This window comes from Mesorhizobium sp. M4B.F.Ca.ET.058.02.1.1 (assembly GCF_003952505.1).
In the GTDB taxonomy this organism is placed as follows: domain Bacteria; phylum Pseudomonadota; class Alphaproteobacteria; order Rhizobiales; family Rhizobiaceae; genus Mesorhizobium.
On the sequence record NZ_CP034450.1, the window covers coordinates 269,464 to 289,373 of the forward strand.

The window sequence follows — 19,910 nt, forward strand, 5'->3', positions numbered from 1 at the left end:
CGGGACGATGCTGACCAGGCCGCCGACTGTCCCGACCAATCCGCTCGACCGACTGACCGGCGCCGGCCTGGCGTGGGGTGAGGGGACCTATGCGCGGTTCGCCGCACCGATTGGCGCGATTGCCTTGGCGCTCTATATCCTGCTGACGGCGGCGACGGCCTGGATCATGCCCGACGCCAATTGGGATATGCTGCCCTATCTGGCGGTCGCCGAGGAAGGCACCTATCCCGATCCGCAGGCCCTGCACGACTATGCCTACAGCACGGTCAAGGCGGGCGTCTCGGCCGCCGACTACAAGACGCTGACTGACGATGGCGGCGGCTTCCGCAGCCACATGGCGGAGAATGCCGCAGACTTCCATTCGCTGCTCGGCATGTACCGGATCAAGTTCCTCTATGCCGAGATCCTGTCCGGCCTCAGCCATGTCGTGTCGCCGGTCGAGGCGATGCGGCTGGTGTCGGTGGTCTCGGTGCTGCTGTTCGGCGTCATTACGCTCATCTGGCTGCGTTCGGAAGGCGCGCTGGCTCTGGCTCCGATAGTCGGTGCGGGGCTGATCATGGCCGATTTCGGCGATGCGGCGCGCGCCTCGACGCCAGACCTCCTTTGCGCGGCGCTGTTCCTCGGCGGCCTGTTCGCCTATGTGCGCAGACGCGAGGCGGCGACCGCGATCCTGCTGTTCCTCGCCTTCATGGCGCGGCCGGACAACATCGTCTTCCTGGCCATCTTCGCCATGCTGCTCATCGCGTACCGGCAGAAGGCATGGGGCGCGCTGGCGGGCTTTGCCGCCTCGTTCATTGCCTATTTCGCCATCTCGCACTGGGCCCAGCACCCAGGCTGGTGGCCGCATCTGTGGTTCTCCACCATCGAGCAGCATTACAATATGGACGGCTTCGAGCCGCCTTTCTCGCTCGCGGCCTACCTCAGGGCGTTTGCCGTCTCGCTGCTGCGCGCCGTCACCATGAACAGCTGGGTTGGCGTCTCGGTACTGGCACTGGCCGGCTGGTTTGCGCTTGGCCGCGCCGGCTTCCGGCTCGACCGCCGCGCCGGCATCCTGCTTGCGGCTCTGGTGCTCGGCGTGCTGGCGAAGTTCACGGTGTTCCCGATCCACGACACGCGCATCTATTTCCCCAATCTCCTGGCGCCATTCCTGCTGCTTGCCGGCCCGCTGATGGCGCTGTGGGCTGCGGCCGGTCAGCGCCATGTCGCGGCGCACGTCATTGCCGGAGACAAGCCCGGAGACACGCTATGAGTTCCATTTCCAGCCTGGCGCGCCTTGCGCTGTCGTTCGGCCTGCCCGCCGGGCTGCTCGATCGCGGGCCGGCGCTGCGCGGCACGAAATTCCTCGCCAAGGCGGCGCTGAGGGCGCGCTTCGGTGGCAGGCCGTTCCAGATGGTCAATGTCGGCGCCTGCGATGGCGCCCTGTTCGACGATGTCACGCCGTGGCTGCACCGCATTGCGCGGGCGCGTGCCGTTCTGGTCGAGCCGGTTCCCTACAATCAGAAACGGCTGCGCGCCAACTATCCCGATACGGAGCGCTTCATCATCGAGCCGGTAGCTGTGACCCGGACCAAGGGCTCGATCACAGTTCATACGTTTGACGCCGCGGCACTCGAGGCCGGCACGCTGCCGATCGAGTTTATCGGCTGTTCCTCCGTCACCGACACCAATCTGATGTCGGGCAAGAACGCCTGGGGCGAGGAGGACTCCAACTTCAACAAGTTCGCGCCCTATCTGAAGGACATCGAGGTGGCCTCGGAGACGCTGCAGACGCTGCTCGACCGCAACGACATCACCCATATCGATGCCTTCCTCGTCGACTGCGAGGGCGCGGACTGGATTGTGTTCGACCAACTCGACCTCAAGCGCTACCGCCCCGGCATGATCAAGATCGAAGTCGGCGCGCTGCCGGCGGCCGAGATCGGCCAGGTCGTGGTCAAGCTGAAGACCGCCGGCTACCAGGTCGGCTTCCAGGCCGAGGACATCTGGGCTTTCGCCTGACCGAAATGGGCTTTGACAACGAGCATGTGTGCCGGGTCGCGCCGCACCTTGCGGCGTGTCGCAAACAGGCGGTAGCCCGATCATCGTCCTCTGCATATTGTGCCCCATTCGAACGGGCGCCGACGCGCCCGCTTTACCACTTTGGAGTCACGGGCAATGGCAGGGTTTCCGGAAAAGGCGAAGGTCGTCATCGTCGGGCTGGGCGGGATCGTGGGCGCTTCGGTCGCCCATCACCTGATCGAGCGCGGATGGGACGATATTGTCGGCATCGACAAATCCGGCATCCCGACCGATATCGGCTCGACGGCGCACGCGTCCGACTTCTGCTACACCACCAGTCACGACTTCCTGTCGTGCTGGACGACGCTCTATTCGATCGATTTCTACGAGAAGATGGGCCACTACGCCCGCATAGGCGGCCTCGAAGTCGCCCGCGTCGGCGACGACAGCCGCATGGCGGAGATCAAGCGCAAGATCGCTTCGGCCAAATCCTTCGGCACCCGGGCGCGCCTGATCGAGCCAGCCGAGATCAAGGAAAAGTTCCCGCTGATCGAAGAGAGTATGGTGCAGGGCGGCTTGTGGGATCCGGATGCCGGCCTCGTCATCCCGCGCTCGCAGACGGTCGCCGGCAAGCTCGTCGACCAGGGCGTCGCCTCAGGCAAGCTTCAGTCTTTCGCCAACACCTCGGCCAAGTCGCTGATCGTCGAGAACGGCCGCATCAAGGGCGTGGTGACCGAGCGCGGTACGATCATGGCCGACTATGTGGTCGTCTGCACCGGCATCTGGGGCCGTTTGACCGCGGCGCTGGTCGGCGAGGACCTGCCCGTCATGCCGATCGACCATCCGCTGACCTTCTTCGGCCCGTACAACGAGTTCGCCGGCACCGGCAAGGAAATCGGCTGGCCGCTGCTGCGCGACCAGGGCAACTCTGCCTACATGCGCGACACCGGCGACCCCAAGACCGCCGAGGGCGGACAGATCGAATGGGGCTACTACGAGGAGACCAATCCGCGCCTCTGCCATCCGCGCGACCTCCTGGAAAAGGACCAGGCGCGGCTGTCGCCCTCGCAGCGCGACCTCGACATGGAGCAGATCCTTGCGCCGCTCGAGCGCGCCATGGAGCTGACGCCGATCCTCGGCGAGCTTGGCTACAATGAGAGCCACTCCTTCAACGGCCTGCTGCAGGTGACGACCGATGGCGGCCCGTCGATGGGCGAAAGCCAGAAGGTGAGGGGCCTGTGGTACGCCGTCGCCATCTGGGTTAAGGACGGCCCCGGCATGGGCAAGCTCATCGCCGACTGGATGACCGACGGCCGCACCTCGATCGACCATCACGCCATCGATTATGCGCGCTTCTACCCGCACCAGACGCAGGAGCAGTTCATCTGGGATCGCTGCACCGAGACGGCGATGAAGGTCTACAATCCGGCGGTGCACCCGCGCGAGCCATTCTCCAAGGGTCGCGACATCAGGCGCTCGCCGTTCTGGGAGCGCGAGAAGGAGCTCGGCGGCTACTTCATGGAGCTGGGCGGCTGGGAGCGCGCCCACGGCTATGCCGCCAACGAGCACCTGCTGGAGAAATACGGCAACCGAGTGCCGGTGCGCGAGGACGAATGGGACAACCGCCATTTCTGGCGCGTCTCCAATGCCGAGCACCTCGCCATGAGCGAAGACTGCGGCATCGTCAATCTCTCGCATTTCTCGATGTATGACGTCGAAGGCCCCGACCATGTCGCGCTGCTGGAATGGCTGTGCGCGGCCAAGATCGGCGGCGACAACAACATCGGCAAGGGCATCTACACCCACTTCCTCGACGAGGAAGGCATGGTGCGCGCCGACTTCACCGTTATCCGCATGGCCGATCGCTGCCGGGTGATCGACGGCGCCGACGCCGGCCCGCGCGACTTCCGTTACATGCAGCGTACTGCGCAGGACAAAGGTTTTGATGTCACCGTCACCGACGTGACCGAGAAGTACGTCACCATCGGCATCTGGGGACCGAACGCGCGGGCGACCCTACAGAAGGTTGTCGAGAACCCCGAGGGCCTGACCCCGGAGAACTTCCCGTTCGCCGCGATCAAGCCGATCCGGATCGGCGGCAAGGATGTGACGGCTTTCCGCATCTCCTATGTCGGCGAGCAGGGCTGGGAGCTGCACATGCGCTACGAGGACGGCCTGGCCGTCTGGGACGCGCTGCGCTCGACCGGCGTCATGCCGTTCGGCGTCGAGACCTATGCCAACACGCGCCGCATGGAAAAGAGCCTGCGGCTGCAGAATGCCGACCTGTTGACCGAGTACAATTTGCTCGAAGCCGACCTTGCCCGTCCGAAGGTCAAGGAGAACGACTTCTGCGGCAAGGCCAAGCACCTGGAATACCGCGCGCGCGAACATCAGCTGGCCATGCTGTGCACGCTGGTGATGACCGACAACATCGATCAGAACGGCGTCGCGCGCTATCCGGTCGGCACCATGCCGGTGCTGGATCCGGCAACCGGCGAGACGCTGGTCGACAAGCTCGGCCGCCGCTCCTTCACCACTTCGGTCGCCTATGGCCCGACCATCGGCAAGAACATCGCGCTCGCCTATCTGCCCTGGGCCTATGCCCAGGAAGGGCGCAGGCTCAACGTCGAATATTTCGGCGAGACCTATCCGGTCGAGGTCGCCGGCGTCGGCTACAAGCCGCTCTACGATCCCGAGAACCTGAAGCCGCGCAGCTGAGTTTCTTCAAACTGCATGAGAAGCCCGGCCCCGTGCCGGGCTTTTCGCTTTGTCCAGCCGTGATTCTCGCTTACCGTTGCGGCATGTCTGCTTTTGCCAGTGCAAGACATCTCCTTCCGGGCTGCGCCGCGCTGGCGTTGGCGCTTGGCACCGCGCCGGCATCTTCCGCCGAGCCCGTCGATATCGAACTGGTTCTGGCCGTCGACGTCTCGCTTTCCATGTCGCCCGAAGAGCTCGAGATCCAGCGCCATGGCTATGCGGCGGCCTTGACGCATGATCTCGTGCTCAAAGCCATTGCCGAAGGCGCCTATGGCAAAATCGCCGTCACCTATGTCGAATGGGCGGGCAGCAACTGGCAGCGTGTCATCGTGCCGTGGACGGCGATCGCCAATCGCGCCGATGCCGAGCGCGTGGTCGAGCAGCTCAACGCCCACCCGCCGGACAGCGCAAGGCGCACCTCGATTTCCGGCGCGCTGGAATTCGGCAGCGATCTCTTCGCCGAAAGCGGCTTTCAGGGCGTCAAGCGCGTCATCGACATCTCAGGCGACGGACCCAACAACCAGGGGGCGCCCGTCAACCTGGCGCGGGACATCGTTGTGAGCCAGGGCATCACCATCAACGGGCTGCCGTTGATGACGCGCGGCGGCTTCACCGGCGCCTACGACGTCAACGATCTCGACCGCTACTACAGCGACTGCGTCATCGGTGGTCCCGGCGCCTTCATGATACCGGTCAATGACTGGACGCAGTTCCCGGAAGCGATCCGCCGCAAGCTGGTGCTGGAACTTGCCGGCCCCGATTCGCCACAATGGGCGGCCGACGAGGCGGCCCATCCGCCCATGGTCCTCGCCCAGGACAAGCCGATCGTGGATTGTCAGGTCGGCGAGAAAATGTGGCGCGATCGCAGCTGGATGTTCGACAGCCGCTAGTTGTCACGCCCCGGCTTGCCTGTCCGGTGCCGGCCATGCAAAGTCGTTCCCGCCGTGCCGATCATACGGCGTCCATGCGCAAACGAGGAGACGTCCCATGAAATCTGTTGCAATCCTGATGGCGGCCGCATCGATATTTTGCGCCGGCAGCGCCAGTGCACAGTTTTACGGCGAGGCGGGCTGCATCATGTTCGAGGACTCGTATTTTCGCGGCCGCGCGCTGGAATTGGGGGCGGACGATTCGGTGAGCTTCCGTGGCGGCCAGTTCTGGAACGACCGCGTCTCTTCGGTGATCGTGCGCCGCGGCTGCACCCTCGTCGCCTATTCGGATACGCGGATGCGAGGCCGGTCGATCGAGCTCAATCGAAGGGTCCGCGATTTCAGCAATACCGGCTGGAACGATCGCATCTCATCGGCCGAATGCTATTGCGGCGAAAGGTACTGAGGCGGCCGTGACCTGAGCCTGGCTGCCCGCCGGTTCAAACCTAAATTCCAGATGTCGACCGGGTCTTGGCGCCGGTCGTCGGTGCTGCCGCTTCCATGTGCTCGTTCTGGCCGGTCTGCTGTTCCGCGGGCGTCGCCGTCGCCGCGCGTCGCGGCATCGCGATCACGCCGTCAAGCGCCTTCGCAATGGGCCCCGGACACGCGCCGAATGCCGTGCGGCTGGCGCTTGCCGCGCCGCCGATCGAGCGGCTCGAGGAGGCATTGCGCAGCTTGGCATGCATGCTGCATACGAGCGAGCAGGACTTTGCCTTCGTGGAGTAACCGCTTCGCCTTAGGCCGCCAGAAGCTGCTTGCGGTCGACGCGTTCCTGCTGCGGCGAGCGGGCATAGAGCTCACGGTAGCACTTGGAGAAATGCGAGGCGGAGACGAAGCCGCAGGCGACCGCCACCTCGACCACCGGCATCGATGACTGGATCAAGAGATGGCGGGCGCGGTCGAGCCGAATCTCCAGATAGTATCGGGCGGGTGAACGGCCCATCTCGGTGCGGAACAGGCGCTCGATCTGCCGGCGCGACAGATCGACATGGTCGGCGATCTCGATCAGCGACAGCGGCTCGGAGAGGTTCGCCTCCATTAGTTCGATGATGGTCAGCACCTTGGAGTTCTGCACGCCGAGGCGCGCCCGCAGCGGCAAGCGCTGGCGGTCGGTCGGGCTGCGCACGCGGTCGGTCAGCACCTGCTCGCAGACCCGGTTGACGAGGCTTTCGTCGAAATCGTCGCCGATCAGCTTCAGCATCATGTCGAGCGCCGCGGTGCCGCCGGCGCAGGTGTAGATATTCTGGTCGATCTCGAACAGGTCGGCAAAGACATTGGCCTTCGGGAAGGCCTCCGAGAAGCCGGGCAGGTTCTCCCAATGGATGGCGCAGCGCTTGTTGGACAACAGGCCGGCGGCGGCAAGGATATGCGCGCCGGTGCACAGTCCGCCGACGGCGACGCCGCGGTTGTATTCCTCGCGCAGCCAGGCGAAGGCCGACTTGTTCTGGTAGCGCTCGACATTGACGCCGCTGCAAACGATGGCCATGTTGGGCCGGTCCGGACCGGCCATCTTCTTGCGCTCCTCCTCGAGCGAGGTGTTGACGGCGCATTCGACGCCGTTCGAGGCGCGCACCGGCTTGCCGTCGATGCTGGCCAGGCGCCAGCTGTAGGCCTCGTAGCCGAGCATCCGGTTGGCCGACCGCAGCGGGTCGAGCGCCGTTGCGAAGGCGATCATGGTGAAGTCAGGAACGAGGAAGAACACAAACGATCTCTTGATCGGGTGCTTTACGGCATTCACGGGAAACCTCACGCGGCCATGACGCGAACAGGATGTCGCGAATAGCATAGCGACATCAGGAAAAACCATTCCTGTCAATCGCGTAGAGAGGTTTGGGACAATTAAATTTGCGACATGGGTCGCAAATGGGCAATTGCCTGGGGAATGGAGCCCGATGTGCTACCGGAGCGGGCAGACCCGCCCCTGGGCAAAAGAAACGCCGCTTCGGTCTTGCCGAAGCGGCGGGGAGGTTAACTTCACAGCGTCGGCGGGGAGGCGCCGCGCGTAAGTCTCAATATCAAGCGACGAAACCGAGGCGCGCGGCGGCCAAGGCGCCGGTCTGGCCAGGCATGGTCTTCGAAAGGCGCTGGCGCTCGAGCGCGGTCGTCAGGTTGGTTTCGCGGCGGGCGAAGAGGCGGGCAAAAAGCTTCATAATCATCTCCATTCGGTTGCTCAGACGGGTCGCCTTCGCGTGATGGAGTGGGGCAGCTCGTTTGCTGGCGTTGATATAGGCTTGTGCGAACGAAAACTAAATCGCAAAAACGAAGCGCTTGTTATGAAAAGCGACACCGATTGCGACAATTTTGGGCAATGCGCCCAGGATTTACGATTGTTTACAAGGCGTTAAATCGAAAAATGCGGCGTTATGCGATTGGCTCATATGCGTCATGCAGCTGTAGCATGGCTTTGAAAAATCATTTGAATGCAAACAAAACAGACGGTTGGGCAAAATAGAGAGGCCTGCCGGGCTGGGTCCGCCGGGCAGGCCTTCAGGATTTGATACACACGATTTACTTCGCTCCGGCCCAGGATCCGACACCGAGACGAGCGCCGGTCTTGGCATCGGCGGCTTCCGGCCAGCCGATATCCTTCTGCAGTTCAATCGGCAGCGCGTGGATGGCGCGTTCGGTCTGATAGCGAGCGCGGGCCGCGCTGAATTCGGTCGCAAACCGACCGAGGGACGACAGGATAGACATTTCATTCTCCTTTGCGTTGCGCCGGGAGTTGGCCGGCGGAAGCGTTGCGTCAGGTCTGTTTCAGCTTCATTTCATGTCTTGCAGGTCTGTGCCGCGGTCGTTTCACGGCTGCTTTTGGCAACAGCCTGCTTCGATGGAGTTGACTATCCTCCCAAACTGGAGTTCAATCAAACGAAATGGAATGATCGTTCACATCAGAAAAATTGAAGGCTGATCCCGATGAACGCCCCACTCAATCACCCGCTGCCGCTGCTCGATCTCGATGTCCTGCGCACCTTCGTTGCGATCGCCGAGACCGGCAGCTTCACCACCGCCGCTACGGCCGTCTTCCGCACGCCTTCGGCCGTCTCCATGCAGATCAAGAAGCTGGAGGACATTCTCGGCCGCTCCGTCTTCGCGCGCGACGCGCGCTCGGTGACGCTGACGACGGACGGCGAGATGCTGCTCGGCTATGCCCGCCGGCTGTTGTCGATCAACCGCGAGGTGGTGTCGAAGTTCATCATTCCCGACATTGTCGGCGTGGTGCGGCTGGGCTCGCCGGACGACTATGGCGAGCGCGTGCTGCCACATGTCTTGAAGCGTTTCGCGCAGTCGCATCCCTCGATCGCGGTCGATGTCACCATCGACCAGAGCATCAATCTGCGCCGGCGCATGGACGACCGGGCGCTCGACATCACGCTGCTGACCAATTCCTACAAGACCAGCGCGCTGGGTGCCGAGGTGCTGTTGACCGAACCGATCGTTTGGGCCGGCGCCAAGGGCGGCTGCGCGCATCTGCGCGAACCGCTGCCGGTGTCGCTGTGGGAAGAGGGCTGCATCTGGCGGGCAGGGGCGCTCGAGGCGCTGGGACGCGAGGGCCGCAACTATCGCGTCGCTTATATGAGCGCGCACACGGCCGGCCAGCGCGCCGCGATCATGGCCGATCTCGCGGTCGCGCCGCTGCCCAAATCCTTCCTCGGCAACGAGATGGTCGAGCTCGGGCCGAAGGACGGCATGCCCGACATTGGCACCTACAATCTCGCCATGGTGGTGGCGCCCGACGCCAGCGCGCCGGTGAAGGCGGTTGCCGACCACATCCGCGCGACTTTCGAGCTGTTCCGGGAAACCGGAAAGTTCTGATGAGCCTTGCTGTCAGTCGCGTTTCGGTGCTCAGCGATCTTGTCACGTGCGGAAAGCCGATTGATGTTCTGGCTGCAACGATGAGTGACTTGGGTTGGTCCGAGACGCCGATGGTTGTCCTGACCACTGACCATATTTTGAGCGTGCTCCGACGGTTCCAGTCAGGAGAACTCACTGCTGCGGACGTGGAGGCGTGGGCGGACCTGATCGAATGCAGGGAAGATATCGACTACCAGCCAGATCGACATGAAGACATACTGGAAGCGATCTATGTGTTGGCCAATCCGGTCTTGAATGGCCCACTTGATGAAGCCCTGACGGACCAAGTGATCGCCTCGCTCTCTGCTTGACGAGTGGTTTTATCACTGCTGAGAAAAGCGACGATGCTGTTGCGCGCGCGCCGCGTCTCCGGCATCTCGATCAGCGGCCAGACGTGGAACATGCCTTCTTCGTAGACGACCTCCACCTCGACACCGGCGGCGCGCGCTTTCTCGGCGAAGATCAGGTTGTCGGGGCTGAGCAGGTCGTGCGAGCCGGTCAGAAGAAGCGTCTTCGGCAGTACCGAAAGGTCGCCATAGAGCGGGCTGATGTGCCAGTCGGCGCGATCGATGCCGGCGCTGTAGAGCCGGATCGCCTCCAGCCCGCCGGCGATGCCAAGCCACGGATCGTTACGCTCGGCCTCGAACACTTCGGGGTTGGAGAGCGACATGTCGAGCCCGGGCGAAATCAGGACGTGGCGTGCCGGCAGCGGCAGGCCGTCCTCGGCCGCCATCATGGTCAGTACCACGGCCATGTTGCCGCCGGCGGAATCGCCCATAAAGGCGATGTTTTCGGCGCCGGTCTCGCCGAGCATCTGCCGGTAGACCTCGCCGACCATGCCGAACATGTCATGGAAATCGTGCTCGGGCGCGATCGGATAGATCGGCACCGTGATACCATAGCCCAGCCGCTCGGCCATCTCGACGATCAGCCCCCAATGATAGGAGGTGATCTGGAAGACATAGGCGCCGCCATGCAGATAGAGGATCCGCTTTCGCTCGCCGGCCCTCGGCGCGATCTCGTAGACGGGAAATCCGTTGACGCGGCGCTCGGCAATGTCGAGGCGATGACGCAGCGATGCCGGCGGATGATGGTCCTCGGTCTTGCGGGCGTAAGAAATCCAGCGCTGCAGGTTTTCCGGACTGGAAAAAGCCTTCTTGCGGCTATGCCTGAGGACAAAGGAAACGACGTGGCTTTTGAAACTGGGCATGCCGACACACGGACTTCGGCCGGAGCCGACTAAGAGAATTTCCCCTCTGTTCGGAAGATCGTACCTTGCCCGCAAATGTCAAGATTTGCGCTCGACACAACACGCTTGTGTGATCCGGCGACTGCCAGGTTCAGGGCCGCGGCAGCAACGCCACGCGCAACTTGTTGTCACCGGCAGCCGGAGCCGTGCCACGACCCCGGCGCTTGGCCAGCAGCTTGTATTTGTCGGCGAAGGTCATCAGCGCGCCGATCCCAGAAGCAGCTGCGCGAGCACGGCCTGCGGATCATTCGGCGGTGACGCCGGCCAGCCAATGTCCTTCTGGATGTCGAGGGGCAGGCTGTTCAGCGCCCGGATAGACTTGCTCCTGTTGTGCGCATGCTTGATGGCCACCCCATAGCGGCCGAGGCTTTCGAACATCGACATGGTGTTTTCCTCCGGAAGCGGCGGCGGGAAGACATTTCCGGCCTGCCGTTCGATGGGTGCCTAAATGCGCCTTGCGCGTTTCCAGCGGATTTCACGAAAACAGCATTTCGGTTTCCGGATCGGGCGATCCGGAAACATTTGCATGCAAATGAAAATGGAAAAGTCTGAAGATCGGCGAGAGGCCGCTAGCCTCGGCCGCGCCTTGCCGCATGACCCTCGCGCGAACGGCGGCGTGGCGCCGCGTCGCCGGCTATGCCGTCCTCGCTGACTGTCTTCCTGGGCGGCAGTTTGACCGCCGCCGACAGCTTCGGGAACGGGTCGATCTTGTTCGGCAGGGCCATGGCGTAGACGAAGTGCTCCTGGAATTTCGGCTCCAGCGCGGTCTCGATCTTCTCGATCCGGCTTACCGTCTCCTCGATCTCGCGGCGGTAGCCGCGATTGAGCAGCGCCATGCGGGCGCCGGCGCCGGCCGCGTTACCGACGGCCGAGACCTTGTCGAGGTCGCAGTCGGGGATCAGGCCGAGCACCATGGCGTATTTGGGATCGATGAAGGAGCCGAAAGCGCCGGCGAAATGGATGCGGTCGACATGCTCGGTGTGCTGCTTTTCCATCAGCAGCTTAGTGCCGGCGTAGAGCGCCGCCTTAGCGAGCTGGATGGCGCGTACGTCGTTCTGGGTGATGGTGATTCGGGGCTCGCCATCCTTCAGGACATAGGAGAAGGTGCGGCCGTTGGCGATGATGCGCGGCGAGCGCGCGGAGAGCGACCCGTCGACGACGCCATCTTCCGAGATGATGCCGGCGAGATACATCTCCGCCACCACCTCGATGATGCCGGAGCCGCAGATGCCCGTGACGCCGGTCGATTGCACGCTTTCGGCGAAGCCCGGCTGATCGGACCATAGTTCCGAGCCGATGACGCGGTATTTCGGCTCCAGCGTCTCGGCATCGATGCGCACGCGCTCGATGGCGCCCGGTGCTGCCCGCTGGCCGCCGGAAATCTCCGCGCCCTCGAAGGCCGGGCCGGTGGGCGAAGAGGCCGCCACGACCCTGGTGCGGTTGCCGAGCACGATCTCGGCATTGGTGCCGACGTCGACGATCAGCATCATCTCGTCCTGGCGGTGTGGGCCTTCCGACAGCGTCACCGCCGCCGCGTCGGCGCCGACATGGCCGGCAATGCAAGGCAGCATGTAGAGGCGGGCGCCCTGATTGAGCTTCAGGCCAATATCGGAGGTCTTGATGCGCACCGCGCCCGAGACCGCGAGCGCGAAGGGCGCGCCGCCGAGCTCGGTCGGATCGATGCCGAGGAACAGATGGTGCATGATCGGATTGCCGACGAAGACGGAGTCCAGGATGTCGTTGCGCTGCACATTGCCTTCGGCGCAAACCTTGTCGACCAGGCTGGAAATCGCCTCGCGCACCGCGACCGTCATGCCTTCGCGGCCGTCCGGATTCATCATCACATAGGAGACACGGCTCATCAGATCCTCGCCGAAGCGGATCTGCGGGTTCGATGTGCCGGAAGAGGCCGCGACACGGCCGGACAGCAGCGACACCAGATGCATGGCGATGGTGGTCGAGCCGATATCGCAGGCGAGTCCGTAAGCCTCGTTCTTGAGGCCTGGCCACAGCGCGATGACGCGCGCGATATCACTGTCGGCATCCTTGTAGATGGCGGCGGTGGCGGTCCAGTTGCCCTTGCGCAGGATGCCCTGCACCTGCGGCATCAGGTAGAAGTCGAACTCGAGGCTCTTGAAGCCCCAGTCCTTCATCAGCGCGATCTTCAGGCGGTCGAGATCGCCGAGCGGCTTGTGCATGTCGGGCTCTTCGATCTCGACATAGCACATGCGCACTGCCGTATCGCGGGCGATCACCCTGGTGTCGGCATCCTTGCGGATGGTTTGGGCGTTGATGACCGTGTCCTGCGGCACGTCGATGACGAGGTCGCCGAGGATCTGCGCCGAGCAGGAGAGGCGCCGCCGCTCGGGAAGGCCGCGCACGCGCTCGTAGCGCTCCTCCTTGGCGCCCTTGGGCGAAATGTGGTCGTTGGAAGAGACGATCTTGTGCTTGGCGAAATTGCCTTCCTGCACCTCGATCTGGCAGCGCCCGCAAGTGGCGCGTCCGCCACAGACGCTTTCGACATAGACGCCGAGTTGACGCGCCGCGTCGAGCACCGGCGTGCCGACCGGAAACCGCCCGCGCTTGCCGGACGGCATGAACAGCACGAGCGGATCGGTGATGTTGGCAGGCGAGTTCACGATTGCGCGCTTATCCCCTGGCCATCCGGGCTTCGCGGCCGCCGCGGCGACGGCCGCCATTGCCGGCGCCTTCGCCGGGAGCGTTGACCGCCACCGGAGCGGCAACCGCATGGCCGCCTTCGGCCGGCTTGTAGTCCTTGTAGGTGCGGATCCAGTTGGTGCAGTTCTCGTCGGTGCCGTTCAGCACATTGGCGCCGCGCACCGCTTCCATTTCCTGCGGGCGCACCGGGTTCATGATCGCCGAGGTCATGCCGGCGCCGATCACCATCGGGATGAAGGCGGCGTTGATGCCGTGGCGGTGCGGCAGGCCGAAGGAGATGTTGGAGAGGCCGCACGTGGTGTTGACCTTGAGCTCCTCGCGCAGGCGGCGCAGCAGCGCGAACACCTGGCGGCCGGCATCGCCCAGCGCGCCGATCGGCATCACCAGCGGGTCGACGACAACGTCATGGGCGGGAATGCCGAAATCGGCGCAGCGCTCGACGATCTTCTTGGCGACGGCGAAACGCACGTCAGGATCCATCGAGATGCCGGTCTCGTCGTTGGAGATGGCGACGACCGGGACGTTGTACTTCTTGACCAGCGGCAGGATCGCTTCGAGCTTCTCTTCCTCGCCGGTGACCGAGTTGACCAGCGGGCGGCCCTTGGCAACCTTCAGCGCCGCCTCGATGGCAGCGGTGACCGAACTGTCGATCGACAGCGGCAGGTCGACCAGGCCCTGCACGATCTCCAGCGTCTGCACCAGCAGCGCCGGCTCGGTGGCATTGGGGTCGACGGCGGTGACGCCGGCATTGACGTCGAGCATGGTGGCGCCGCAGGCGGCCTGCTCCAGCGCGTCCTTGATGACGGTCTCGAAGTTGCCGGCCACCATTTCGGCGGCGAGCTTCTTGCGGCCCGTCGGGTTGATGCGCTCGCCGATCACGCAGAAGGGCTGGTCGAAGCCGATGATGATTTCTCTGGTCGCCGACGCGACGATGGTGCGGGTCATGCAATCTCTCCGTCGTGATATAAAGAGTTCTTTATATCGTTATCTGATTTCGTTCAAGCGAATGGTGATCGCCCGGGCTCTCAATGCGCGGTCTTCACCATGTCCACCTGGGTTTCGGTAATCTCGTCATGCAGAATGTGATCGAGCCGCTCTGCGACCAGCTGGTCGTCGCGGCGGATTTCGCGCTTCCAGGGCTGGCGGCCCTTCAGCACGCCCGATTCATCGACGATCTCGGCGACATATTCCTCTTGCCGGTAGGCCATCACATGGACGCCGGCGACGCCCGGAATTTCCTTCACCTCGTTGATGATGTCGATGCAGAGCTGCTTGCCTTCCTTCTTCTGGTCCTGCGCTCCTTCCAGCCGCTTGATGATCGCGTCGGGGATATGGATGCCCGGCACGTTGGAACGGATCCACTTGGCCGTCTTGGCCGAGGCCAGCGGCCCGACGCCGCACAGGATGAAGACCTTTTCGGTGTGGCCGAGATCGCGCGCCTTTTGCATGAAGGTTTTGAACATCGGCACGTCGAAGCAGTACTGCGTCTGCACGAACTGGGCGCCGGCGGCGATCTTCTTGCCGAGATGGATCGGGCGGAAATCGAAGGGCGGGGCGAAGGGATTGACGGCGGCGCCTAGAAAGATCTGCGGCGGCGTCGTCAGCTTGCGGCCGGACAGGAACTTGCCGTTGTCGCGCATGATGCGGCAGGTCTCGAGCAGCGACATCGAATCGAGGTCGAACACCGGCTTTGCGCCGGGCTGGTCGCCGGCCTGCACACCGTCGCCGGTAAGGCAGAGCATGTTGGCGACGCCCATCGCGGCGCCGCCCAGCACGTCGCCCTGGATGGCGATGCGGTTCTTGTCGCGGCAGGCGATCTGCATGATCGGGGCGTAGCCCATGCGGGTCAGCAGCGCGCAGATGCCGACCGAGGACATGTGGCAATTGGCGCCGGAGGCATCGACGGCATTGATGGCGTCGACCCAGCCGTCGAAAATCCTGGCGCGGTTATAGACGTCCTCCGGATCGGCGCTGTCGGGCGGGTTGAGCTCGGTGGTGACCGCGAACTCGCCGCGCCTTAGCACGCGCTCCAGCCGGCCGCGCGAAGTATGGCCGGGCAGGGGATCGAGCGGCAGGTGGATGCCGGCCGGGTTCTCGTCGCGCTGGCGGATGGTCATGCGGAGGCTCCGGTTTTAGGCGTATTCTGGGCAGCCTCGCGGGTTGCGGCCGCTTGCGCGGTGACACGCAGCCAGGCGGAGGTTTCGCGCAGCGACTGGTCGACCGGCTTCTGCACGTCGAGGATCTTGTCGCCATGCACCATGTTACGCGAACCTTCCCAGGCCTTGACCCAGACGCAAGGCATGTCGGGCTCGACCTCGCAATTGCCGTTGGCGCGCACGCCGCCGCATGGGCCGTTGCGCAACTGCTTCGGGCAGTTCATCGGGCAGGACATGCCGGTCGAGGACAAGACGCACTGGCCGCACATGCGGCAGTCGAACATGAAGCCCTTGACGCGCTTCTCGACGAATTTGACCGGGGCCTCGACGCGGCCATAGCCGATGCCCTTCCACAAGGGATGCAGCAGCAGGAAGACGTCGGCGAAGCGGCTGTAGAACCATTCGAGCAATCGCGAGTGCCGGATCGACCATAATCTCACCGCGAAGGAGCGCTGGACGCGCCGCTGCGGCGATACGTCGGCCGGCTTGTAGTCGGATTTCGGCGCTGCCTTCTTGACCAGGGTGGCCTGGGTAACGGTCGGTTGCTTATCAGACATTTTCTTTTCCGCCCGCCTTGACCAGAGCGACCAGCCGCTCGCGGTCGTATTTCGTGTCGAGCTCTTGGAAGGCCTTTTCGACCTCGGCTTCGATGTCGTCGCCGACCGGAACCGGGTCGGCCTTGCGCCATTCGGCCAGATAGTCGTCCGTACCGCCGGCGCCAGTGCGCATGGCGCACATGTCGATCGCCTCGGTGAAGCGCAGCGGCAGTTCGCGCTTGGCGTTCTGCCGGCCCTTCCTGACGATGACCTGGGCGGGGATGTCGCGCCAGTAGACGACGATCAGATCGGCCATAAATTTCTCACTCCTCGAAGCTGCGAGCATTGCCGCATGCGCATTGGGGCCGCTTGTTATGGGACGACGCGCGCGCATTCAAAAGCGACGCTATTGGAGGTCGCAAAAAGAAAGGTGAAATAGAGTGGCCGGCCGGCTACCAGATGCGCTTCGTCAAGCCGGTCCAAAGGTAGTACCAGATCGTCGGATGGTACCACTGTTTCGAGGGCAGGCCGGGATCGAATGTGGCGAGCTTGTCCGCCAGGGCGTCACCGACCGCTGCGACGCAGATGTCGCGCGAGAACGCCGCCTGCCGCAGCGCGTAGCTTGAGATGGTGTCGCCCGGTTCAGGCTTGCCGCGGGCCTGCCTCAGCACGCCGCCGGTGTCGACGCCGGCATCGACCAGATGCACGGTGGTGCCGAAATTGCCCGTGTCGCCCGAGGCCAGCGCCCAGTAGCCGCCGTTCATGCCCCGATATTTGGGTGAGATGCCGGCATGATAGTTGAGCACCGGGCATGGCATCTTCGCCAGCGTCTGCCTCGACAACAGCCGGCAGCCGGCAAGTAGCACTACGCCTGGCTTGATGTCCGCGATCGCCTGAAGGGACTCTGGCGCGTTGGCCGAGGGGACGTCGATTCTGGTCTGGCCGGGCCGGGGTTCGGTCTCCAGTTTCTGCTCGGCGATCAATCGTGCCGCATGGCCGGAAAACAAGCGTTTGCCGAGCCGCGTCAGCACCATAGTGCCGAGTTGCCCGATGGCCGAGATCCAGCCTTGACGCCGAGCCCGGCCGAGAAGCAATTGCTTTTTGGATTCAGGTGTTTCGACGATGACGCTGACAGGACCCAGCCGGTCGGCGATGGCGTTGACGATCGCCCAGATGTGCGGACCGCCCTCGGTGACGACGACGATCGGTCGTGGATCTGCCATTGGCGCTGCCATGGTTCGTGCCGCCCCTAGGGAACACCTGGTGTCGGAGCGCCCGGCGCGCCCGGATGGGAGCGGCCTGCGCAAACGCGCGGCATGCTAGGCTGGCCGGGTTAATCCTTGGTGACGGCCCGATCGGCGGAAGGAATCAGCGCTTGAATTCCATGATGTCGAGCTTCGATTCGTAGTAGGGCGCCGGGAATTCAATGCGCCATTCGCTGGCGCTGTTGCGGAAGGCATAGCCGACCTGGTCGCTTTGCGGGCCGCTGCCATAGGGCTTGGCCGGATCTTCGTTGACGGTGAAGGAGCCGAGATAGATGGCGCGTTTTTCGCTGTCGTCGAAGAAGCGGCCCTTGGTGCGCTGCGAGCCGCTTACCTTTTCCAGCCTCCAGCCGGAGCCGTCATCGCTCACCTTGCATTTGAACCAGCCGTAGATGACGAGCGGGCTCAAGCCGCCGGCCTTGATGGTGCGGCACTTCCAGTTGCCGGTTAGGTCCTTGTCTGAGAAAGCGACCAGCGGCTTGGCGAGCAGGCTATCCAACTGCTTGACCTCGGCCGGATCGCCGGCCTTCGCCTCTTCGAGGGCCGCCTTGCGCGTCTCGCCATATTTGCCGAGCCGCGCCTTGTCGGCGGCGGTGATCAGCTTCTGCACCTCCCCATCGGCGTGAGCCGGCACGATCAGGCAGACACCCAGACTCACAGACAGAAGCAAAGCCCGGAAACGCATCGAATTCCCCCTCTTGACTAGCAGGTCAGCCGAAAGCGGCGGCTTCGGCCAGTTCCGTCGTCAGATCGCCATAGCCGGTCGGGCGGCGTTCATAGGCAAGTCCCAGCAGAGCTGCCGCCTTCTCGGCGACCTTGTCGAGTTCCGGGTCGTCGGTCTGGGCGATATAGACCAGCTTCTTGTAATTGCCGAAATAGTCCTTGATCAGCTCCGGATGCTTGTCGAGGCCCAGCGGCTTCATGAAGAAGGCATCGAACTGGCGGCAGAGGAAATCGGTCATGTAGAACGACATCATGTCGTCGTCGGCGACCTTCGCGTAGGCGTCCATGCCCTGGTAGAAGGCGAAGCAGTGCGGGCCGGCCATGCGCTCGACGCCGTGCTTCTCGCAGATGCGATCGAGCATGCCGCCGGTGCCGCAGTCGGCATAGCCGACGAAGATGTGCCGGTAGCCCTCGGCCTTGGCCTTTTCGATCGCGTTGTCCATGGCCGGCGGGATGCGGTCGGGATAGAAATGGAACTCCGCCGGCAGGCAGGTCAGGTCGAGATGATCGAGCCCGAGCTGCTGCTTGACGGCCAGAACTTCGCGCGCAATCATCCCGCAGGCGATGACGAGCAGCCTTTCGCCTTGATCGGGTTGCGCTTTTCGCACGGCACTCATAGAACCAGCCAAACCGACTTGGTTGCGTTATCTTCGAATCTACAGAACGAGGGAGACACCGTCCATGAAACTGTCGCGCCTTGGCCCCGTCGCCATTCTTGCCTGCGCGCTCGCCCTTTCGGCCTGCGCCAATACGATCCGCGGGGTCGGCAAGGACGTCAAATCGACCGCCAATGCCGTCGAGGACACGGTCAAGAATCCCTAATCCACGGTCTTCCAGAATCTGGGAACAAAAAAGCCGCGCTGCAAGGCGCGGCTTTTTTCATTGGTCGTTGCCAAGCGGCTGGGCTCAGGCCGAAGCCCGCACATTGTGCTTGCGCTTCATGAAGTCCTTGGCGGTCTCGACCGCGACCGCCGCGTCGCGGCAGTAGGCGTCGGCGCCGACAGCCTTGCCGAACTCCTCGTTGAGCGGCGCGCCGCCGACCAGCACGACATAGTCGTCGCGGATGCCCTTTTCCTTCATCGTGTCGATGACGACCTTCATGTAGGGCATGGTGGTGGTCAGCAGCGCCGACATGCCGATGATGTCGGGCTGGTGCTGCTCGATCGCCTCCAGATACTTCTCGACCGCATTGTTGATGCCGAGGTCAATGACGTCGAAGCCGGCGCCCTCCATCATCATGCCGACGAGGTTCTTGCCGATGTCGTGGATGTCGCCCTTGACGGTGCCGATCACCATCTTGCCCTGCTTGGGCGCGCCGGTGGCGGCAAGCAGCGGGCGCAGGATGGCCATGCCGGCCTTCATGGCGTTGGCCGACAACAGCACTTCCGGCACGAACAGGATGCCGTCGCGAAAATCCTCGCCGACGATGCGCATGCCTTCGACCAGCGCCTCGGTCAGCACCTTGTAGGGTGCCCAGCCGCGCTCGAGAAGGATATGCGTGCCTTCCTCGATCTCTTCCTTCAGACCATCATAAAGGTCGTCGTGCATCTGCTGCACGAGCTCGTCGTCGGAAAGCTCGGAAAGGATGATCTCGTCGTCGGACATTTTTTTCTCGGGCTCCTTGCTGCTCGGAATGTCTGCGGCAGCCTAAAATTGATGCGCCAATACCTAACCCGCGAGGGCCGCGTATCCATAGCTGATTTGCGACTTCCCGCAAAAGGAAAGCGACCGCAAATCTATTGGAATTCTTGTCGATTTTGCGACAGGCG

General features: G+C 63.5%; 22 protein-coding genes and 1 pseudogene. 9 read left to right on the plus strand and 14 right to left on the minus strand.

Annotation, left to right across the window (positions count from 1 at the left end; all coding sequences use genetic code 11):
- Window positions 1–7: 7 nt before the first annotated feature.
- From EJ073_RS01310 to EJ073_RS01335, 6 genes and pseudogenes are all read left to right on the plus strand, one after another.
- Window positions 8–1,249 (plus strand): hypothetical protein, encoded by a 1,242-nt coding sequence (locus EJ073_RS01310; RefSeq protein WP_126054080.1) that lies wholly within the window; start codon window positions 8–10, stop codon window positions 1,247–1,249.
- Window positions 1,246–1,998, plus strand: coding sequence for an FkbM family methyltransferase (locus tag EJ073_RS01315; RefSeq protein ID WP_126054081.1), 753 nt, complete (start codon window positions 1,246–1,248; stop codon window positions 1,996–1,998). Before EJ073_RS01310 ends, EJ073_RS01315 begins: the two co-directional genes overlap by 4 nt.
- A gap of 156 nt (window positions 1,999–2,154) precedes the next feature.
- On the plus strand, window positions 2,155–4,716 hold the full coding sequence (locus EJ073_RS01320) for an FAD-dependent oxidoreductase (RefSeq protein WP_126054082.1): 2,562 nt from the start codon (window positions 2,155–2,157) through the stop codon (window positions 4,714–4,716).
- Between the two features lie 83 nt (window positions 4,717–4,799).
- Window positions 4,800–5,645 carry a DUF1194 domain-containing protein gene (locus EJ073_RS01325; RefSeq protein ID WP_126054083.1) on the plus strand — a complete coding sequence of 282 codons (846 nt, stop codon included), beginning with the start codon at window positions 4,800–4,802 and terminating at the stop codon, window positions 5,643–5,645.
- A gap of 97 nt (window positions 5,646–5,742) precedes the next feature.
- A complete protein-coding gene (locus EJ073_RS01330) occupies window positions 5,743–6,090 on the plus strand; it encodes a peptidase inhibitor family I36 protein (RefSeq protein WP_126054084.1) in 348 nt (115 codons plus the stop codon).
- A gap of 131 nt (window positions 6,091–6,221) precedes the next feature.
- Window positions 6,222–6,410: pseudogene (locus EJ073_RS01335) on the plus strand (PLP-dependent aminotransferase family protein); the annotation flags it as partial.
- A gap of 10 nt (window positions 6,411–6,420) precedes the next feature.
- On the opposite strand, the gene EJ073_RS01340 reads toward EJ073_RS01335, so the two are convergent.
- The 3 genes from EJ073_RS01340 to EJ073_RS01350 form a co-directional block, all read right to left on the minus strand.
- Complete coding sequence (locus EJ073_RS01340; protein ID WP_348627266.1) at window positions 6,421–7,359, minus strand: GlxA family transcriptional regulator; 939 nt, start codon at window positions 7,357–7,359, stop codon at window positions 6,421–6,423.
- A gap of 340 nt (window positions 7,360–7,699) precedes the next feature.
- Window positions 7,700–7,834 (minus strand): hypothetical protein, encoded by a 135-nt coding sequence (locus EJ073_RS32700; protein WP_126054086.1) that lies wholly within the window; start codon window positions 7,832–7,834, stop codon window positions 7,700–7,702.
- A gap of 358 nt (window positions 7,835–8,192) precedes the next feature.
- Window positions 8,193–8,378: a hypothetical protein gene (locus EJ073_RS01350; protein WP_126054087.1), complete on the minus strand. Its 186-nt coding sequence runs from the start codon at window positions 8,376–8,378 to the stop codon at window positions 8,193–8,195.
- A 219-nt stretch (window positions 8,379–8,597) separates the two neighbouring features.
- On the opposite strand from EJ073_RS01350, the gene EJ073_RS01355 reads away from it, so the two are divergent.
- Both EJ073_RS01355 and EJ073_RS01360 read left to right on the plus strand, forming a co-directional pair.
- On the plus strand, window positions 8,598–9,497 hold the full coding sequence (locus EJ073_RS01355; protein ID WP_126054088.1) for a LysR substrate-binding domain-containing protein: 900 nt from the start codon (window positions 8,598–8,600) through the stop codon (window positions 9,495–9,497).
- Entirely contained in the window at window positions 9,497–9,847 is a 351-nt protein-coding gene (locus EJ073_RS01360; protein WP_126054089.1) for a hypothetical protein, read from the plus strand. Before EJ073_RS01355 ends, EJ073_RS01360 begins: the two co-directional genes overlap by 1 nt.
- Here EJ073_RS01360 and EJ073_RS01365 read toward each other — a convergent pair.
- The 10 genes from EJ073_RS01365 to EJ073_RS01410 all read right to left on the minus strand — a co-directional run bounded on the left by EJ073_RS01365 (window position 9,766) and on the right by EJ073_RS01410 (window position 18,758).
- Window positions 9,766–10,746 (minus strand): alpha/beta hydrolase, encoded by a 981-nt coding sequence (locus tag EJ073_RS01365; protein ID WP_126054090.1) that lies wholly within the window; start codon window positions 10,744–10,746, stop codon window positions 9,766–9,768. The genes EJ073_RS01360 and EJ073_RS01365 overlap by 82 nt on opposite strands.
- A gap of 237 nt (window positions 10,747–10,983) precedes the next feature.
- Window positions 10,984–11,169, minus strand: a complete 186-nt coding sequence (locus tag EJ073_RS01370; RefSeq protein ID WP_126054091.1) for a hypothetical protein — start codon at window positions 11,167–11,169, stop codon at window positions 10,984–10,986.
- A gap of 185 nt (window positions 11,170–11,354) precedes the next feature.
- Complete coding sequence (locus tag EJ073_RS01375; RefSeq protein ID WP_126054092.1) at window positions 11,355–13,484, minus strand: ASKHA domain-containing protein; 2,130 nt, start codon at window positions 13,482–13,484, stop codon at window positions 11,355–11,357.
- Complete coding sequence (locus tag EJ073_RS01380) at window positions 13,435–14,409, minus strand: methyltetrahydrofolate cobalamin methyltransferase (RefSeq protein ID WP_126054093.1); 975 nt, start codon at window positions 14,407–14,409, stop codon at window positions 13,435–13,437. Before EJ073_RS01380 ends, EJ073_RS01375 begins: the two co-directional genes overlap by 50 nt.
- 80 nt (window positions 14,410–14,489) lie before the next feature.
- Window positions 14,490–15,581 carry a methylenetetrahydrofolate reductase gene (locus EJ073_RS01385; RefSeq protein WP_126054094.1) on the minus strand — a complete coding sequence of 364 codons (1,092 nt, stop codon included), beginning with the start codon at window positions 15,579–15,581 and terminating at the stop codon, window positions 14,490–14,492.
- Window positions 15,578–16,177 carry a methylenetetrahydrofolate reductase C-terminal domain-containing protein gene (locus tag EJ073_RS01390; protein WP_126054095.1) on the minus strand — a complete coding sequence of 200 codons (600 nt, stop codon included), beginning with the start codon at window positions 16,175–16,177 and terminating at the stop codon, window positions 15,578–15,580. The genes EJ073_RS01385 and EJ073_RS01390 overlap by 4 nt, the downstream gene beginning before the upstream one ends.
- The gene (locus EJ073_RS01395) at window positions 16,170–16,472 is read right to left on the minus strand and encodes a virulence factor (protein WP_126054096.1); all 303 of its coding nucleotides are present in this window, start codon (window positions 16,470–16,472) and stop codon (window positions 16,170–16,172) included. The genes EJ073_RS01390 and EJ073_RS01395 overlap by 8 nt, the downstream gene beginning before the upstream one ends.
- Before the next feature lie 136 nt (window positions 16,473–16,608).
- On the minus strand, window positions 16,609–17,391 hold the full coding sequence (locus EJ073_RS01400) for a formyl transferase (RefSeq protein WP_126054097.1): 783 nt from the start codon (window positions 17,389–17,391) through the stop codon (window positions 16,609–16,611).
- 133 nt (window positions 17,392–17,524) lie between these two features.
- Entirely contained in the window at window positions 17,525–18,103 is a 579-nt protein-coding gene (locus EJ073_RS01405) for a DUF4893 domain-containing protein (protein WP_126054098.1), read from the minus strand.
- A gap of 25 nt (window positions 18,104–18,128) precedes the next feature.
- A complete protein-coding gene (locus EJ073_RS01410; RefSeq protein ID WP_126054099.1) occupies window positions 18,129–18,758 on the minus strand; it encodes a DUF1638 domain-containing protein in 630 nt (209 codons plus the stop codon).
- A gap of 64 nt (window positions 18,759–18,822) precedes the next feature.
- Here EJ073_RS01410 and EJ073_RS01415 point away from each other — a divergent pair, with 64 nt between their 5' ends.
- Window positions 18,823–18,963 carry an entericidin A/B family lipoprotein gene (locus EJ073_RS01415; protein WP_126054100.1) on the plus strand — a complete coding sequence of 47 codons (141 nt, stop codon included), beginning with the start codon at window positions 18,823–18,825 and terminating at the stop codon, window positions 18,961–18,963.
- A gap of 84 nt (window positions 18,964–19,047) precedes the next feature.
- Here EJ073_RS01415 and EJ073_RS01420 read toward each other — a convergent pair whose 3' ends face one another.
- Window positions 19,048–19,746: a B12-binding domain-containing protein gene (locus tag EJ073_RS01420; protein WP_126054101.1), complete on the minus strand. Its 699-nt coding sequence runs from the start codon at window positions 19,744–19,746 to the stop codon at window positions 19,048–19,050.
- Window positions 19,747–19,910: the final 164 nt, after the last annotated feature.

Bases quoted from the DNA above. Each gene is read 5' to 3' on its own strand.
- EJ073_RS01310 (WP_126054080.1), top strand. From the start codon at position 8: ATGCTGACCAGGCCGCCGACTGTCCCGACCAATCCGCTCGACCGACTG.
- EJ073_RS01315 (WP_126054081.1), top strand. From the start codon at position 1,246: ATGAGTTCCATTTCCAGCCTGGCGCGCCTTGCGCTGTCGTTCGGCCTG.
- EJ073_RS01320 (WP_126054082.1), top strand. From the start codon at position 2,155: ATGGCAGGGTTTCCGGAAAAGGCGAAGGTCGTCATCGTCGGGCTGGGC.
- EJ073_RS01325 (WP_126054083.1), top strand. From the start codon at position 4,800: ATGTCTGCTTTTGCCAGTGCAAGACATCTCCTTCCGGGCTGCGCCGCG.
- EJ073_RS01330 (WP_126054084.1), top strand. From the start codon at position 5,743: ATGAAATCTGTTGCAATCCTGATGGCGGCCGCATCGATATTTTGCGCC.
- EJ073_RS01340 (WP_348627266.1), bottom strand. From the start codon at position 7,359: ATGATCGCCTTCGCAACGGCGCTCGACCCGCTGCGGTCGGCCAACCGG.
- EJ073_RS32700 (WP_126054086.1), bottom strand. From the start codon at position 7,834: ATGAAGCTTTTTGCCCGCCTCTTCGCCCGCCGCGAAACCAACCTGACG.
- EJ073_RS01350 (WP_126054087.1), bottom strand. From the start codon at position 8,378: ATGTCTATCCTGTCGTCCCTCGGTCGGTTTGCGACCGAATTCAGCGCG.
- EJ073_RS01355 (WP_126054088.1), top strand. From the start codon at position 8,598: ATGAACGCCCCACTCAATCACCCGCTGCCGCTGCTCGATCTCGATGTC.
- EJ073_RS01360 (WP_126054089.1), top strand. From the start codon at position 9,497: ATGAGCCTTGCTGTCAGTCGCGTTTCGGTGCTCAGCGATCTTGTCACG.
- EJ073_RS01365 (WP_126054090.1), bottom strand. From the start codon at position 10,746: ATGCCCAGTTTCAAAAGCCACGTCGTTTCCTTTGTCCTCAGGCATAGC.
- EJ073_RS01370 (WP_126054091.1), bottom strand. From the start codon at position 11,169: ATGTCGATGTTCGAAAGCCTCGGCCGCTATGGGGTGGCCATCAAGCAT.
- EJ073_RS01375 (WP_126054092.1), bottom strand. From the start codon at position 13,484: ATGGCGGCCGTCGCCGCGGCGGCCGCGAAGCCCGGATGGCCAGGGGAT.
- EJ073_RS01380 (WP_126054093.1), bottom strand. From the start codon at position 14,409: ATGACCCGCACCATCGTCGCGTCGGCGACCAGAGAAATCATCATCGGC.
- EJ073_RS01385 (WP_126054094.1), bottom strand. From the start codon at position 15,581: ATGACCATCCGCCAGCGCGACGAGAACCCGGCCGGCATCCACCTGCCG.
- EJ073_RS01390 (WP_126054095.1), bottom strand. From the start codon at position 16,177: ATGTCTGATAAGCAACCGACCGTTACCCAGGCCACCCTGGTCAAGAAG.
- EJ073_RS01395 (WP_126054096.1), bottom strand. From the start codon at position 16,472: ATGGCCGATCTGATCGTCGTCTACTGGCGCGACATCCCCGCCCAGGTC.
- EJ073_RS01400 (WP_126054097.1), bottom strand. From the start codon at position 17,391: ATGGCAGCGCCAATGGCAGATCCACGACCGATCGTCGTCGTCACCGAG.
- EJ073_RS01405 (WP_126054098.1), bottom strand. From the start codon at position 18,103: ATGCGTTTCCGGGCTTTGCTTCTGTCTGTGAGTCTGGGTGTCTGCCTG.
- EJ073_RS01410 (WP_126054099.1), bottom strand. From the start codon at position 18,758: ATGAGTGCCGTGCGAAAAGCGCAACCCGATCAAGGCGAAAGGCTGCTC.
- EJ073_RS01415 (WP_126054100.1), top strand. From the start codon at position 18,823: ATGAAACTGTCGCGCCTTGGCCCCGTCGCCATTCTTGCCTGCGCGCTC.
- EJ073_RS01420 (WP_126054101.1), bottom strand. From the start codon at position 19,746: ATGTCCGACGACGAGATCATCCTTTCCGAGCTTTCCGACGACGAGCTC.